Here is a 16,035-nt window from a genome sequence, read left to right as displayed (position 1 = left end):
GATGTCTTCCTCTATATTATAACAACGATTGGGAATTAGGTCATATTTGATTTTGCTTTAATGTGTCCTGAATCAATTGAAGGACTTCTTCATAGACATCCTGCATCGGCTGAGACGCATCCACTACACGGAATCGTTCTGGCGATTGTGCAATAAGCAGTTCATAGCCTTCTCTGACAAGCTGATGGAAATTCAGCGTCTCCATGTCTAATCGATTCTTTTCTCTTCCCTGGTTGGCATTAATTCGCTTTAGCCCTTCCTCAGGTGTAATTGAAAAATAAATGGTCATTTGCGGCATCGTGCCATTGATAGCAAAGTCGTTAATTGACTTTACTTCTTCAATCCCAAGCCCTCTCGCATAGCCTTGATAAGCAAGGGAGCTATCGACAAAACGATCACATAAAACTGTCTGCCCGCGCTGTAATGCCGGTTCTACCTTCTCAGCCAAATGCTGCCTTCTTGCGGCTGCATACAGCAAAGCTTCTGTTTTCGCATCCATTTTTGTGTTTTTTTCATTTAAAATGACTTCACGAATCTGCTCTGCTATGTCAATGCCGCCAGGCTCACGTGTCGCCATCACTGCATATCCTTGGCGTTCCATTTCTTCATACACTTTTCGAATCACTGTCGTTTTTCCAGCACCCTCTGGCCCTTCAAACGTAATAAATATACCGCTCATAGTGTCTCCTCTTCTATATAAACATATAATTTTCTCTGATGAATCACCTGACTGGCTTGAACATGAACCTGATGTCCAAGCAAACGGCTTAAAGCCGCAATCTGATCGATTTCAATACGCTCTCCCTTAACGATCAAAGGAATACCCGGTGGATATGGAATCACCGATTCTGCACTAACCCGTCCTGCTGCATGTTCAAATGGGACGGCTTCTATATCCTGTCTATGCTCCTCGTTGTCATCAGCCAGCGCCTCTCTTTGGAAATGATCTTTTCCTTTGAGCAATGAATTGCTTTGATTAAGGGCCTGCTCTATTCGTTTAAAAGGTATATCCTTCTTCTGTTCTAAACCAAAGACAAGTAAAACCTGATGTTCGTCGGCAAGCTCTGGGTGAACCTCCACTGATTCAAGTACTCGTTTTAGTTCATAACCAGTCAGCCCTTTTGTTGAACGAATCACACATTTTAATGGATCGTTAGAAAGCAATTCAGACTCGACCACTTCAAGCTGAGGTATACGGTTGAACTCATTTTTCAGCTCTGCCAGCCCTTTCATGATTCCATCCAAGATCCCTTTTTTCTTGATCTCCTCGACATAGGCCCTTGCCACATCTAATGTGGCCATAATTGGATAGGATGGAGAACTGCTTTGAAGCATCGTGAGGAATGTTTTCAAACGTTTTGCATCCATTCGCTCCCCCTGAAGATGAAGGTAGGATCCCATCGTCATAGCCGGAAGGGTTTTATGTGCTGATTGTACCACCACGTCAGCTCCATAGGAAAGAGCAGATGGAGGAAAAGCGCCGCCTAATACAAAATGTGCACCATGTGCCTCATCAACCAAAACGATCATGCCTGCTTCGTGGCACATGTGTATCAGTTTTGATAAATCAGCTGCATGACCATAGTAGTTCGGATAAGTCAAAACGATCGCCCGGCAATTAGGATGTTTGGCAATGGCTTTTTTGACTGTTTCATCCGTCACATGTGTTGGAACATGCAGGTGTTGATCTATCTCAGCTTCTACCATAATAGGCGTTGCTCCTGCAAGCTCAATCGCATGGTAAACAGACTTATGACAATTTCGCTGGACGAAAATCTCATCTTCCGCACGACAGGCTGCCATCACCATCGCTAAATTTCCGACAGTTGTCCCATTCACAAGAAAAAAGCTTTGATCTGAACCATATAGCTTTGCCAATAAATGTTCAGCCTCTTGAATCACACCAGTTGGATGATGGAGATCATCTAATCCTTCAAGTTCTGTTACATCCAGCTGAAGAATTGAGTCATAATAAGTCCGTGCCTCATCAAAAAAGACATCTCCATTGTGATGTCCTGGAACATGGAAAGAATAAGGTTTCTTTTCCGCATGTTGTGCTAATGCTGTATATAAAGGTGTTTTCAAACAAATCGACCCTTTTCACTTTAACGATATCTTATGTCTATTATAACGTTCATACAAGGGAACCGAAAGATGGATTCTCATTCCTTTATTGGCTAGTGATTCGCCAGCTGCTGTTCTGCCTCATACATGCTGTTTTTCAATTGGGCTCGCTCTTGGCTTCCATGCTCTTTCACCTGTAACGTTTCCTGTAAGGTTTCAGCTAATTGGCGTTGAACCTTTTTCAACGTATCTATAGGTGCAAAAGCTGCCTCTTCAAGAAGCTCCCCCTGCTGCTTTGATACCTTTTCATATGTTTTTTGGATTCGATTCTCAAGAGCTGAATTGGCACGCTGTTGAATATGCGTTAATGCAATCGACATTTGGTTGATCCATAGAGGAATAGATGCAGAAACTGTTGATTGAATGTGATTGGCCAATGTATGATTCGTATGCTGGATCATTCGAATTTGGGCATTACATTGCAACGCAATTTGCCGGCTTAGCAGCAAATCATATTTCCGTTCTTTCAACCTCTCCATATATTCTTCTGCATTGACTTCCTGACTCATCAATTGCTCCTCTATAGTCCGATTACCAATCTGCTCCGCTTCTGATATGATCTGCTTCTCTAAAGTTGTCATTTTCGCTTCAACTGCTGCAACCTGCATCGTCATCTCTTGGAAAAAAGTTTGATTTTCTTCAAATAAACGCTCTAATAACATATGATCCGAAATTAATCCGCCTTTTGCGTAACGAAGCCTTGCTGATAATCTCTCGATCTGTGATTTTGCATGTTGAAAACGCGATATGATTTCCTGAGTAGAACGCTTCTCCCGCCGAAATAACTTCGAAAAAAAGCCCTGCTTCTTTGGCAGTAAGTCCTCCGGTTCTACTACATGCAGCTGGTGCAAAAAGGCCTCAAGCACGTCTCCTATTTGATCGATATCTTTTTTCTCAACATATTTCATCATTTGTTGTGATTGTTCCAATAATCGTTCCTGAACACGTGTACCATAGAAAAGCAGCTTTTGCGGATTGTCAGGGATCTGCTCAGCACGCTGTATGGCTTCTTGTTTCTCCTCATCAGATAAGGTATCAAACACCTGAAACTGAAGATCTGTAGTGGAAGCAGATGCTGTTGGGATGTGATCTTCTGGTTTCATTACGTTTGACTCCTTTCATTATTTCTTTATCATTTTATCTGCCACTTCAAGCTCAATATGAAGGGCTTCTATGTCTCTTCCTAATACTTGCTGCAAATCATTCGTCAATTGCTTTTGCAGTTCTGTCAGCGTCACTCGAGTTTGGCTTAGTGTCATTTCCAGCTCATGACTGCGATCAGGCTGATTATACAATAGTGCATATTTTTCAGTTAGTTCAACGACAGAATCCAAGCTTTCAAAATAAAAACGCTGTGCATCATAAAACCGGGTCGGCTCTTTTTTTGTAATCGTATAGATTCGTCGTGCAAGTCGGAGAATTTCATAATTATGTTTGATCGTCTGTACGTTCTTCACAGCAAATAAAGCCTTCTTTAAACGTACAAGCTTTTGTCCTGCTTCTTTTAAATGCTGTTTGATATATACATAATCACTACGAGACAGTCCGTGTTTCTTTAAAAACAACTGGAAAGCAACCCATCTGCTCCCTGCAAACATCACGCCCCACCCCATCATCGCATACAGTATCGATAATCCAACATGATGATGGAAAACCCCAATACTGACGGTTAAAATCACAAGCGAAAAAAAAGTAGAGAGGATGGCCCATATAAATGTATAAAAGATTGATTTCATGTTCATCGACTCCTATGAATAATCAGGCTCTCTGTTTATCTTATTATTAATTACGGATGATGTCCAAACTAAGTTCCAAAAAACAGGCCCAATCCTCCATAGCTCATAAAAAAAGACCATCTAATGGTCTATGAATACAAAGGCGGCGTATGAAGATTTTTTAGCTTTCTAACATAATCGGCATAGCTAGGATCCGAGGTCGATGTAGAAATTAACTTTCTCTCACATTCTCGGCACAAAAACTGATGATATAAATAAATTCCCTTTGTTTTTTTCTCTTCACAAATCAAACAAATCGCTTCTCGCTCTTTTTTGCTCATTGTGACACCTCCACTTATAGCTTCAGTATGCCCTAGCGCTTTCAATTGTATACAAAATTAAGAATGTTTTAGATGGTAGTTTAGTATATGTATCCATGTCAGATCGAGTGTTTGTTCCTTTTCTTAAAAAACAAAAAAGACCAGTTCCGACTGGAACTGATCCTTATAGAAGCTTGGCGGCGTCCTACTCTCACAGGGGGAAACCCCCAACTACCATCGGCGCTGAAGAGCTTAACTTCCGTGTTCGGTATGGGAACGGGTGTGACCTCTTCGCTATCGCCACCAAACCTGATGGAGAGAATGTTCTCTCAAAACTAGATAACAATGTTCATGCTTCACAATAGAATATAGGTTAAGTCCTCGATCTATTAGTATCTGTCAGCTCCACGTGTCACCACGCTTCCACCTCAGACCTATCAACCTGATCATCTTTCAGGGATCTTACTTCCTTGCGGAATGGGAAATCTCATCTTGAGGGGGGCTTCATGCTTAGATGCTTTCAGCACTTATCCCGTCCGCACATAGCTACCCAGCGATGCCCTTGGCAGAACAACTGGTACACCAGCGGTGCGTCCATCCCGGTCCTCTCGTACTAAGGACAGCTCCTCTCAAATTTCCTGCGCCCGCGACGGATAGGGACCGAACTGTCTCACGACGTTCTGAACCCAGCTCGCGTACCGCTTTAATGGGCGAACAGCCCAACCCTTGGGACCGACTACAGCCCCAGGATGCGATGAGCCGACATCGAGGTGCCAAACCTCCCCGTCGATGTGGACTCTTGGGGGAGATAAGCCTGTTATCCCCGGGGTAGCTTTTATCCGTTGAGCGATGGCCCTTCCATGCGGAACCACCGGATCACTAAGCCCGACTTTCGTCCCTGCTCGACTTGTAGGTCTCGCAGTCAAGCTCCCTTGTGCCTTTACACTCTGCGAATGATTTCCAACCATTCTGAGGGAACCTTTGGGCGCCTCCGTTACATTTTAGGAGGCGACCGCCCCAGTCAAACTGCCCACCTGACACTGTCTCCCTGCCCGATAAGGGCAGCGGGTTAGAAGGTCAATACAGCCAGGGTAGTATCCCACCGATGCCTCCACCGAAGCTAGCGCTCCGGTTTCCAAGGCTCCTACCTATCCTGTACAAGCTGTACCAACATTCAATATCAGGCTGCAGTAAAGCTCCACGGGGTCTTTCCGTCCTGTCGCGGGTAACCTGCATCTTCACAGGTACTATAATTTCACCGAGTCTCTCGTTGAGACAGTGCCCAGATCGTTGCGCCTTTCGTGCGGGTCGGAACTTACCCGACAAGGAATTTCGCTACCTTAGGACCGTTATAGTTACGGCCGCCGTTTACTGGGGCTTCAATTCGCACCTTCGCTTACGCTAAGCGCTCCTCTTAACCTTCCAGCACCGGGCAGGCGTCAGCCCCTATACTTCGCCTTACGGCTTCGCAGAGACCTGTGTTTTTGCTAAACAGTCGCCTGGGCCTATTCACTGCGGCTTCTCGGGGCTTTAACACCCTAAGAAGCACCCCTTCTCCCGAAGTTACGGGGTCATTTTGCCGAGTTCCTTAACGAGAGTTCTCTCGATCACCTTAGGATTCTCTCCTCGCCTACCTGTGTCGGTTTGCGGTACGGGCACCTCTCACCTCGCTAGAGGCTTTTCTTGGCAGTGTGGAATCAGGAACTTCGCTACTAAATTTCGCTCGCCATCACAGCTCAGCCTTTACGGGAAACGGATTTGCCTATTTCCCAGCCTAACTGCTTGGACGCGGATATCCAATACCGCGCTTACCCTATCCTCCTGCGTCCCCCCATTGCTCAAATGGTGAGGAGGTGGTACAGGAATATCAACCTGTTGTCCATCGCCTACGCCTTTCGGCCTCGGCTTAGGTCCCGACTAACCCTGAGCGGACGAGCCTTCCTCAGGAAACCTTAGGCATTCGGTGGACGGGATTCTCACCCGTCTTTCGCTACTCATACCGGCATTCTCACTTCTAAGCGCTCCACCAGTCCTTCCGGTCTGGCTTCACAGCCCTTAGAACGCTCTCCTACCACTGTTCGTAAGAACAGTCCGCAGCTTCGGTGATACGTTTAGCCCCGGTACATTTTCGGCGCAGAGTCACTCGACCAGTGAGCTATTACGCACTCTTTAAATGGTGGCTGCTTCTAAGCCAACATCCTGGTTGTCTAAGCAACTCCACATCCTTTTCCACTTAACGTATACTTTGGGACCTTAGCTGGCGGTCTGGGCTGTTTCCCTTTCGACTACGGATCTTATCACTCGCAGTCTGACTCCCAAGGATAAGTCATCGGCATTCGGAGTTTGACTGAATTCGGTAACCCGGTAGGGGCCCCTAGTCCAATCAGTGCTCTACCTCCGAGACTCTTACCTTGAGGCTAGCCCTAAAGCTATTTCGGAGAGAACCAGCTATCTCCAGGTTCGATTGGCATTTCACCCCTACCCACACCTCATCCCCGCACTTTTCAACGTGCGTGGGTTCGGGCCTCCATTCAGTGTTACCTGAACTTCACCCTGGACATGGGTAGATCACCTGGTTTCGGGTCTACGACCACGTACTCATGCGCCCTATTCAGACTCGCTTTCGCTGCGGCTCCGCATCTTCTGCTTAACCTTGCACGGGATCGTAACTCGCCGGTTCATTCTACAAAAGGCACGCCATCACCCGTTAACGGGCTCTGACTACTTGTAGGCACACGGTTTCAGGATCTATTTCACTCCCCTTCCGGGGTGCTTTTCACCTTTCCCTCACGGTACTGGTTCACTATCGGTCACTAGGGAGTATTTAGCCTTGGGAGATGGTCCTCCCGGATTCCGACGGAATTTCACGTGTTCCGCCGTACTCAGGATCCACTCTGGAGAGAATGACATTTCAGTTACAGGGCTGTTACCTTCTTTGGCGGGCCTTTCCAGACCTCTTCGCTTATATCATTCCTTTGTAACTCCGTATAGAGTGTCCTACAACCCCAAGAGGCAAGCCTCTTGGTTTGGGCTGTTCCCGTTTCGCTCGCCGCTACTCAGGGAATCGCATTTGCTTTCTCTTCCTCCGGGTACTTAGATGTTTCAGTTCCCCGGGTATGCCTTCTCATACTCTATGTATTCAAGTATGGATACTACTCCATTACGAGCAGTGGGTTTCCCCATTCGGAAATCTCCGGATCAAAGCTTGCTTACAGCTCCCCGAAGCATATCGGTGTTCGTCCCGTCCTTCATCGGCTCCTAGTGCCAAGGCATCCACCGTGCGCCCTTTCTAACTTAACCATTTCTTACTTTAGAAAGAATCACTATGTGTGATGAACTTTGCATTGCATTCAATGTGAATGTATTACTTATTGTTATCTAGTTTTCAAAGAACACGTTGGTGGAGCCTAGCGGGATCGAACCGCTGACCTCCTGCGTGCAAGGCAGGCGCTCTCCCAGCTGAGCTAAGGCCCCAATTTAATAGAAGATGGTGGGCCTGAGTGGACTCGAACCACCGACCTCACGCTTATCAGGCGTGCGCTCTAACCAGCTGAGCTACAGGCCCATCTTTCATATCGAAGATATGATGTTGTAGGATCTTTTGCAAGTTCCTTCAAAACTAAACAAGACGAAAACGTACGCTGCTCCATATATCCTTAGAAAGGAGGTGATCCAGCCGCACCTTCCGATACGGCTACCTTGTTACGACTTCACCCCAATCATCTGCCCCACCTTCGGCGGCTGGCTCCATAAAGGTTACCTCACCGACTTCGGGTGTTGCAAACTCTCGTGGTGTGACGGGCGGTGTGTACAAGGCCCGGGAACGTATTCACCGCGGCATGCTGATCCGCGATTACTAGCGATTCCAGCTTCACGCAGTCGAGTTGCAGACTGCGATCCGAACTGAGAACAGATTTATGGGATTGGCTAAACCTTGCGGTCTTGCAGCCCTTTGTTCTGTCCATTGTAGCACGTGTGTAGCCCAGGTCATAAGGGGCATGATGATTTGACGTCATCCCCACCTTCCTCCGGTTTGTCACCGGCAGTCACCTTAGAGTGCCCAACTGAATGCTGGCAACTAAGATCAAGGGTTGCGCTCGTTGCGGGACTTAACCCAACATCTCACGACACGAGCTGACGACAACCATGCACCACCTGTCACTCTGTCCCCGAAGGGAAAGCCCTATCTCTAGGGTTGTCAGAGGATGTCAAGACCTGGTAAGGTTCTTCGCGTTGCTTCGAATTAAACCACATGCTCCACCGCTTGTGCGGGCCCCCGTCAATTCCTTTGAGTTTCAGTCTTGCGACCGTACTCCCCAGGCGGAGTGCTTAATGCGTTAGCTGCAGCACTAAGGGGCGGAAACCCCCTAACACTTAGCACTCATCGTTTACGGCGTGGACTACCAGGGTATCTAATCCTGTTCGCTCCCCACGCTTTCGCTCCTCAGCGTCAGTTACAGACCAGAGAGTCGCCTTCGCCACTGGTGTTCCTCCACATCTCTACGCATTTCACCGCTACACGTGGAATTCCACTCTCCTCTTCTGCACTCAAGTTTCCCAGTTTCCAATGACCCTCCCCGGTTGAGCCGGGGGCTTTCACATCAGACTTAAGAAACCGCCTGCGAGCCCTTTACGCCCAATAATTCCGGACAACGCTTGCCACCTACGTATTACCGCGGCTGCTGGCACGTAGTTAGCCGTGGCTTTCTGGTTAGGTACCGTCAAGGTGCGAGCAGTTACTCTCGCACTTGTTCTTCCCTAACAACAGAGCTTTACGATCCGAAAACCTTCATCACTCACGCGGCGTTGCTCCGTCAGACTTTCGTCCATTGCGGAAGATTCCCTACTGCTGCCTCCCGTAGGAGTCTGGGCCGTGTCTCAGTCCCAGTGTGGCCGATCACCCTCTCAGGTCGGCTACGCATCGTCGCCTTGGTGAGCCATTACCCCACCAACTAGCTAATGCGCCGCGGGTCCATCTGTAAGTGACAGCCGAAACCGTCTTTCATCCTTGAACCATGCGGTTCAAGGAACTATCCGGTATTAGCTCCGGTTTCCCGGAGTTATCCCAGTCTTACAGGCAGGTTACCCACGTGTTACTCACCCGTCCGCCGCTAACATCCGGGAGCAAGCTCCCTTCTGTCCGCTCGACTTGCATGTATTAGGCACGCCGCCAGCGTTCGTCCTGAGCCAGGATCAAACTCTCCGAAAAAGTACAAAACCGAAGTTTTGCTTTTCGCCAGTTTGACTGACTACCTATGAAGTATCATAGGATTTTTTATAAAAACTCGAATTAACAGGTACGTTTTGTCTTGTTTAGTTTTCAAAGAACTTGTTTACCGCTTCAGAAGCGACTAGAACATCTTATCACATCCAAGTTGTTAGTGTCAACAACTTTTTTGTTATTATGTTTTTTCGTTTCTTCGTCATCAGCGACGTATATTAATTTACCACCCTATCGAATCAAAGTCAATAATATTTTTCATTAAATAATAAACTTTTCAATAACGATTAAAGCTGCTACGCCCGGAATACCCAATAAACCACTAATTCCACTCGTTACAGGGTTAATAGAGACATGTAATCCTAGACTCTCGCCAAATAGGTTGAGGCAAAATAAAAAAAGAGCGCCTGCTATAAACTTCACTCCGATAAGCCCTAACCATTTGAATGGATTCGCCTGCACACCTGACATAAACAACAATAGCACAGCTAGCAAGATTGACCCGATCACAATAACAGGTTCCATAATCCTCTCATCTCCTCTTCATATGAATAGTACAAGCATATGAGAGGACTATGTATAATAGACCTGCTATTTCCAGTTGTTTAAACGTAAATTCCTCTTTTTCGCTTCTCTCAGATAGAAAAAGTACTTCGCTTGAGCAAGCTTTAATTCGAATAGAATGTCCGGTGAAGGCTCAACGCTATTTGCGACAAGCTTTTTTTGTCTGTTCCATTCTTCCTTTTGCTTAAAAAGCTGTTGAATTAATTTCTCATCGAATTCTTTTCGAATTGATTTTCTGCGAAGAAAACCCATGTACCGTACTTCTCCTTCCTACATCTCACGTCTGCCTTCTAGAGCCTTAGACAGTGTAACTTCATCCGCATACTCTAAATCCCCGCCTACTGGAAGTCCGTGAGCAATGCGAGAGAGTTTAATTCCTGATGGTTTTAACAATCTGGAGATATACATGGCTGTTGCTTCTCCTTCAATGTTTGGATTGGTTGCAAGGATCACCTCTGTCACTTGATCGTCTTGCAATCTTTTTAATAGGTCAGGAATTTTAATATCCTCTGGTCCAATTCCGTCCATTGGCGAAATGGCACCATGAAGCACATGATATAAGCCGTTGTATTCTTTCATTTTTTCCATTGCGATTACATCTTTTGGATCCTGCACTACACAGATAACAGATTGATCTCTTCTTGTATCTTCACAAATATAGCAAGGATCTTGGTCTGTGATATGACCGCATACCGAACAATAAGTTAAATTACGCTTTGCATTTACAAGCGCCTTCGCAAAATCTAGTACGACATCTTCCTGCATACTAAGAACAAAAAAAGCCAGACGGACCGCAGTTTTCGGTCCGATTCCTGGCAATTTCATAAAGCTGTCAATCAGCTTTGATATTGGTTCAGGATATTGCATCTTCAGTTATTCCTCCTAGAATAAACCTGGCATGTTCATTCCTTTTGTGAATTGACCCATCGTTTCATTCGTTAGCTCATCGACTTTTTTCAATGCATCGTTTGTCGCAGCAAGTACAAGATCTTGAAGCATATCGATATCTTCTGGATCAACAACTTCTTCATTAATTGCTACATCAACGACTTCTTTTTGTCCATTTACTTTTACAGTGACCATACCGCCACCAGCTGTACCTTCAAGAACTTTTTCTGCAAGCTCTTCTTGAGCCTTCGCCATATCCTTTTGCATTTTTTGCATTTGTTTCATCATTTTTTGCATATTTCCCATTCCACCGCGCATATGAACACCACTCTCTTTCATTTTTATTAATCTTTAATTTCAATTAAATCAGTTCCTACTAATTTTTTTGCCTCCGCAATCAATGGATCCTCTTCAGTAGAAGTTCCCTGACCATCTGCTTGTTCATCCGGCTGATGATCTCTTAAAAATTCTTCTCTTATTTTACCCCATTGAGCGTCAGGAACGCCAACTAATTCCACTCTTTTTCCTAACATAGACTCTAGCAGTTGTTCAAGATTGGTCCGAACACCGCTTTTATCTTCAGCAACCATTTTACAATGTATTTCAAATTTGAATTTTAAAACAAAGGCATGCGAAGCAGCCGCAACTGGCTCACTGTCCGTTAATAACGCAGCGTGAGACACCTTATTCTGCTGTTTCAACTGGGCAAGGAGCTCTCCCCATTTGCCTTTAATTTTTTCTAACTCAGGCCGTTTCGCTTCTTTTAGAATCTCATGAATTCGGCCGACAGGAGCACGATAGCCATTTTTGTTACTCGTTTGTGGTCGAGGCGCTTCCTTTTTTTCTTGAGGGCTATGAGATGGAGACATTGGTACACCTTCGGCTCTTAGCCTCGATAGTTCCTGTTCCAGCCTGTTTATTTTATCTGTTAGCGCCGTTAAATCAGCGTCAGCATGGCCTTGTGTCAATCCTGCTGTTGACTGACACAGCTTTACAACAGCTACCTCAAAGAAAATCCTTGGATGATTTGTCCATTTCATTTCTTGGTGGCTTTTATTCAGGACTTCAATGGTTTCATACAGAAACTGAGGTGTCACACGATCTGACAGCGCCACGAAACTTTCGTCGACCTTTACCTTTTCAAGGACCCCCTCGAGATCTGGTGCCGTTTTATAAAGCAGCATATCTCTAAAGTAAAAAATCATATCCTCTATTAATTTAGCAGCATCTTTCCCCTGCTGGAGCAATTCATTTAATGTATCTAACGCTGTGGCAATATTTTGATCAAAAATTGCTTCAGCAAGCTGACTAATGAAATGCTGAGATACAGCACCTGTAATGAGCAGCGCATCATCAATTGTCAATTGTTCACCACTAAATGAGATCGCTTGATCCAAGAGACTTAGTGCATCACGCATACCGCCATCAGCTGCACTAGCAATAATCTCGAGCGAACCCTCCTGTACGTCAAGGCCTTCTGCATCTACAATTTTCTCCATTCTTCCAACAATATCTTTAGTCGTGATTCGTTTAAAATCAAATCGCTGACAACGAGATATGATGGTAAGAGGAATCTTATGGGGCTCTGTGGTAGCCAAAATAAAGATACAATGAGCAGGCGGTTCTTCCAGCGTTTTAAGGAGAGCATTAAATGCACCGATAGAGAGCATATGTACTTCATCTATAATATAAACCTTATATGTAACCGCCGAAGGAGCAAATTTCACTTTATCACGTATATCCCGGATTTCATCTACCCCGTTATTCGAGGCAGCATCTATTTCAATCACGTCTGAAATTGAACCGTTTGTAATCCCTTTACAGGCATCACATTCATTACACGGCTCGCTAACAGGTGACTTTTCACAGTTCACTGCCTTAGCAAAGATTTTGGCAGCACTTGTTTTACCTGTTCCTCTAGGACCTGAAAATAAGTAAGCATGAGAAAACTTTTTCTGCAAAAGGGCATTTTGCAACGTTTTTGTGATGTGTTCTTGTCCAACAACATCCTCAAAAACTTGAGGTCTGAACACTCGATATAAAGCTTGATAACTCACAAATACGCCCTCCTCCATTTATCATCCTTTTCATTATACATGATGCACCGATCAATTCAAAAGCACACCTTTATTTTCTAATATGCCAAAAAGATGATTTCAACTAGAGATTTTCTACTTTCTATGTATTAAAAACGTATTTTCTAGCTTTGTAAAAAGACCTGAAACCCTAAAACAGAACACCAGTTCTTTTTGCGGTTAGTGAAAAAAACAAATGGCTCCAAAAAGACTTTTTATCTATTTGTATAACCAAAGCAGTTAAGCTATTCTTGGAACAGCAACAAAAAACTCACCTAGTTAAACTAGATGAGTTACATTTAATATTGATTTACCGTGCACCTTCTGTCGATTCGCTACCCCAAGCGTTACTTAAACAGTTAGCTCGGCCCAGGCAACCCTGCGGCACATGAGAGGTTTCACTTAATGCTGCTTCCTTCCGGACCTGACATGGTTCATGAATTCCCATTGCGCAGGACCCAGACGTCAACACCACTTATTTAAGGCAGACCTTGAAGTAAACGAACCTCGAGAAGGGATTCGGCCTCGCTAGAGCGGATTGCGAGTACAGGGCACCGCTACCTCCCCGCTTAGCACGGCAAAATGAATATTAAATTGTTAGTGACGCAGACATAAGTATACCTTCTTATAGCTCAAATTGCAAACGACATCCATTCATTTACTTTTGGCTTGTTTCTTTCGCTGACGGAGATTTCTGAAGAACTGACTTAACAGCTCACCACACTGATTTTCAAGTACACCACCGATGACTTCAGACTGATGATTGAACCGTTCATCATCCAGTAAATTCATTAAAGTACCTGCGCATCCACCTTTTGGATCGTATGCACCAAAAACGACCTTTTTCACTCTAGAGAGAACAATAGCACCCGCACACATTGGGCATGGCTCAAGCGTAACGTAAAGCACAGCATCTTCTAAACGCCAGCTCCCTGTCGCTTTACATGCTTCATCAATAGCAAGTAATTCTGCATGTGCAATCGAACGCTGCTCACTTTCCCTTAAATTATGAGCCCGGCTCACGATTTGATCATCAACAACAATGATCGCACCAATCGGCACTTCCCCTATTTGTTCTGCTTTTAAGGCTTCAGAAATGGCTTCTTGCATAAACTTTTCATCTTTCGTCATGGCACGGCTCTCTTTTCATGTTTTTTAAAAGGAAATTGAGGTTAACATATTATCACAATCTTTTAAAGGGGGTCTTATTTTGTCAAAGCAAAAAAAGGCGCTGCTTATTATCGACATGATTAATGATTTTGATTTTGAAATGGGACATGTGCTTGCAGAAAAAACAGAGCAAATGACCAATAAAATTTTAGCTCTTAAACAACATGCTTTCAAGGAAAATTGGCCAATCATTTATATCAACGATCACTACGGACTTTGGAAGGCTGATATCCAAGCTGTTATGGAAACATGCAAAAACGAAAGAAGCGCTCCTATTTTAGAGAAAATGACACCATCTAAAGATAATTACTTCTTAATCAAACCTAAGCATTCTGCCTTCTACGGTACTGCACTAGAGACACTCTTAAATGAATTAGGTGTTGAGGACATTATTCTAACTGGGATTGCCGGAAACATTTGCGTTTTGTTCACTGCAAATGACGCATACATGCGAGAATATAATCTAATTGTACCTAAAGATTGTATCGCTTCAAACGACGACAGAGATAACGACTACGCTTTAACGATGATGGAGAACGTTCTTCTAGCCAAAATCACTACCGCTAAGGAAATCACGAATGAAAATCAAACATGATTTAGCTATAACCCTCATAAATTGTTAGCAATAACAAAGGGGGCGTTGACTATTCAAATTTATGTTGTCAAAAGAGGAGATACTTTAAACGACATTGCTATGCGTTTTAAAACGACAGTCAATGAAATCATTCGTACTAACGAAATCGAAACACCAAATCAACTCGTCATTGGACAAACAATTGTCATTCCAATTAGAGGTCAATTTTATGAGGTCAAACAAAATGACACACTATATCAAATTGGTAGACGGTTTCAAATCTCAGTGGAAGAATTGGCACGCGTGAACAGAATTCGGCCTGAAGCGATACTGCCTATTCGTTTCTTGCTCTATATTCCACAAAGACCGAAAAGGAACATTAATTCCAATGCTTATATTGAACCACGGGGAAATCAAGTCAGTGAAAACTTAAAGCAGGCAGCTAGAGAGGCCTCCCCATACTTAACCCATTTAGACGTCTTTAGTTTTCAAGCACAAAGAGATGGGACACTGCGAGAACCACCGTTAGACCAACTACCCCAGATTGCCGCTCAGAACAGAACTGTATTAACCATGGTGGTGACAAATCTAGAGAATGAAAAATTCAGTGATGAACTTGGGCGTATTCTTTTAACTAACCAATCTGTCAAAACGGCATTTTTAAATGAAATTGTTCGTGTTGCCAAAAAGTATCAATTCAAGGAAATCCATTTTGATTTTGAATATTTACGCCCTGCTGATAAAGATGCTTATATTCAATTTTTAAGAGAAGCAACAGCCCGTTTCCATCAAGAAGGATGGACAATATCTGTTGCACTTGCACCAAAAACAAGTAGTCAGCAAAAGGGCAAATGGTATGAAGCCCATGACTATGAAGCGATCGGTAAGATCGTCGACCACGTTGTGTTGATGACCTATGAATGGGGGTACAGCGGAGGCCCTCCACAAGCTGTCTCTCCAATTGGACCTGTCCGCCAAGTCATTGAATATGCACTAACTGTCATACCTGCCAATAAAATTGTAATGGGGCAGAATTTATACGGCTATGATTGGACACTTCCTTTCGTCCAGGGCGGCCCCATAGCCAAAGCCGTCAGTCCTCAACAAGCAATTGCACTTGCTAGAGAGCACAATGTCTCTATCTTATACGACGAAACAGCACAAGCACCCCATTTTCGTTATACAGATGCCAACAACAAAGAGCATGAGGTCTGGTTCGAAGACGCTAGATCAATTCAAGCAAAGTTCAACCTCATCAAAGAGCTAAATTTGAACGGCATTGCTTATTGGAAATTAGGTCTATCTTTCCCACAAAATTGGCTCTTATTATCAGATCAATTTAATATTGAAAAAAGAACGACATCGTAATCCATTCACTCTATCT

Annotated in this window: 13 protein-coding genes, 2 tRNA genes, 3 rRNA genes and 1 other RNA gene; 2 read left to right on the top strand and 17 right to left on the bottom strand. The window is 44.3% G+C overall.

Going from position 1 to position 16,035, the window contains the following annotated elements; genetic code table 11:
* Positions 1-40 precede the first annotated feature (40 nt).
* The 17 genes from tmk to tadA all read right to left on the bottom strand — a co-directional run bounded on the left by tmk (position 41) and on the right by tadA (position 14,038).
* Positions 41-679: a dTMP kinase gene (tmk, locus tag NSS76_RS00210; RefSeq protein ID WP_044334273.1), complete on the bottom strand. Its 639-nt coding sequence runs from the start codon at positions 677-679 to the stop codon at positions 41-43.
* Positions 676-2,085, bottom strand: a complete 1,410-nt coding sequence (locus NSS76_RS00205) for an aminotransferase class I/II-fold pyridoxal phosphate-dependent enzyme (RefSeq protein ID WP_024425623.1) — start codon at positions 2,083-2,085, stop codon at positions 676-678. The genes tmk and NSS76_RS00205 overlap by 4 nt, the downstream gene beginning before the upstream one ends.
* Positions 2,086-2,177: 92 nt before the next feature.
* Entirely contained in the window at positions 2,178-3,227 is a 1,050-nt protein-coding gene (locus tag NSS76_RS00200) for a toxic anion resistance protein (protein WP_044334271.1), read from the bottom strand.
* Positions 3,228-3,245: 18 nt separating this feature from the next.
* Positions 3,246-3,860 (bottom strand): 5-bromo-4-chloroindolyl phosphate hydrolysis family protein, encoded by a 615-nt coding sequence (locus tag NSS76_RS00195; RefSeq protein WP_024425621.1) that lies wholly within the window; start codon positions 3,858-3,860, stop codon positions 3,246-3,248.
* Between the two features lie 128 nt (positions 3,861-3,988).
* Positions 3,989-4,180 carry a sigma factor G inhibitor Gin gene (locus NSS76_RS00190; protein ID WP_024425620.1) on the bottom strand — a complete coding sequence of 64 codons (192 nt, stop codon included), beginning with the start codon at positions 4,178-4,180 and terminating at the stop codon, positions 3,989-3,991.
* A 171-nt stretch (positions 4,181-4,351) separates the two neighbouring features.
* Positions 4,352-4,467: ribosomal RNA gene (gene rrf / locus NSS76_RS00185) — 5S ribosomal RNA — on the bottom strand.
* A gap of 61 nt (positions 4,468-4,528) precedes the next feature.
* Positions 4,529-7,459 (bottom strand): 23S ribosomal RNA (locus NSS76_RS00180).
* Positions 7,460-7,557: 98 nt separating this feature from the next.
* Positions 7,558-7,633 (bottom strand) — tRNA-Ala (locus NSS76_RS00175).
* Positions 7,634-7,647: 14 nt separating this feature from the next.
* Positions 7,648-7,724 (bottom strand) — tRNA-Ile (locus NSS76_RS00170).
* A 95-nt stretch (positions 7,725-7,819) separates the two neighbouring features.
* Positions 7,820-9,368: ribosomal RNA gene (locus NSS76_RS00165) — 16S ribosomal RNA — on the bottom strand.
* The 16S, 23S and 5S rRNA genes sit together here with 2 tRNA genes alongside, the layout of an rRNA operon.
* A gap of 273 nt (positions 9,369-9,641) precedes the next feature.
* The gene (locus NSS76_RS00160; protein ID WP_024425765.1) at positions 9,642-9,905 is read right to left on the bottom strand and encodes a pro-sigmaK processing inhibitor BofA family protein; all 264 of its coding nucleotides are present in this window, start codon (positions 9,903-9,905) and stop codon (positions 9,642-9,644) included.
* 66 nt (positions 9,906-9,971) lie between these two features.
* Positions 9,972-10,196: a YaaL family protein gene (locus NSS76_RS00155; RefSeq protein ID WP_024425764.1), complete on the bottom strand. Its 225-nt coding sequence runs from the start codon at positions 10,194-10,196 to the stop codon at positions 9,972-9,974.
* Between the two features lie 18 nt (positions 10,197-10,214).
* The gene (recR, locus tag NSS76_RS00150; protein ID WP_003218094.1) at positions 10,215-10,811 is read right to left on the bottom strand and encodes a recombination protein RecR; all 597 of its coding nucleotides are present in this window, start codon (positions 10,809-10,811) and stop codon (positions 10,215-10,217) included.
* A gap of 15 nt (positions 10,812-10,826) precedes the next feature.
* Positions 10,827-11,150: a YbaB/EbfC family nucleoid-associated protein gene (locus tag NSS76_RS00145; protein ID WP_008342011.1), complete on the bottom strand. Its 324-nt coding sequence runs from the start codon at positions 11,148-11,150 to the stop codon at positions 10,827-10,829.
* Positions 11,151-11,176: 26 nt separating this feature from the next.
* Positions 11,177-12,889 (bottom strand): DNA polymerase III subunit gamma/tau, encoded by a 1,713-nt coding sequence (gene dnaX, locus NSS76_RS00140; protein WP_041106245.1) that lies wholly within the window; start codon positions 12,887-12,889, stop codon positions 11,177-11,179.
* Between the two features lie 331 nt (positions 12,890-13,220).
* An RNA gene (ffs, locus tag NSS76_RS00135) (signal recognition particle sRNA large type) lies at positions 13,221-13,485 on the bottom strand.
* Between the two features lie 76 nt (positions 13,486-13,561).
* Positions 13,562-14,038 (bottom strand): tRNA adenosine(34) deaminase TadA, encoded by a 477-nt coding sequence (gene tadA, locus NSS76_RS00130; protein WP_024426741.1) that lies wholly within the window; start codon positions 14,036-14,038, stop codon positions 13,562-13,564.
* A 79-nt stretch (positions 14,039-14,117) separates the two neighbouring features.
* Here tadA and NSS76_RS00125 point away from each other — a divergent pair, with 79 nt between their 5' ends.
* A complete protein-coding gene (locus NSS76_RS00125; RefSeq protein WP_024426742.1) occupies positions 14,118-14,672 on the top strand; it encodes an isochorismatase family cysteine hydrolase in 555 nt (184 codons plus the stop codon).
* 99 nt (positions 14,673-14,771) lie between these two features.
* Positions 14,772-16,019: a glycoside hydrolase family 18 protein gene (locus NSS76_RS00120; protein ID WP_229137482.1), complete on the top strand. Its 1,248-nt coding sequence runs from the start codon at positions 14,772-14,774 to the stop codon at positions 16,017-16,019.
* The last annotated feature ends 16 nt before the right edge of the window (positions 16,020-16,035 follow it).

It is taken from the genome of Bacillus sp. FSL R5-0654 (genome assembly GCF_038008745.1).
Classification (GTDB): Bacteria; Bacillota; Bacilli; order Bacillales; family Bacillaceae; genus Bacillus; species Bacillus safensis.
The sequence above is the reverse complement of the archived record's forward strand: the minus strand, read 5'-3'. Positions and strand labels throughout refer to the sequence as shown.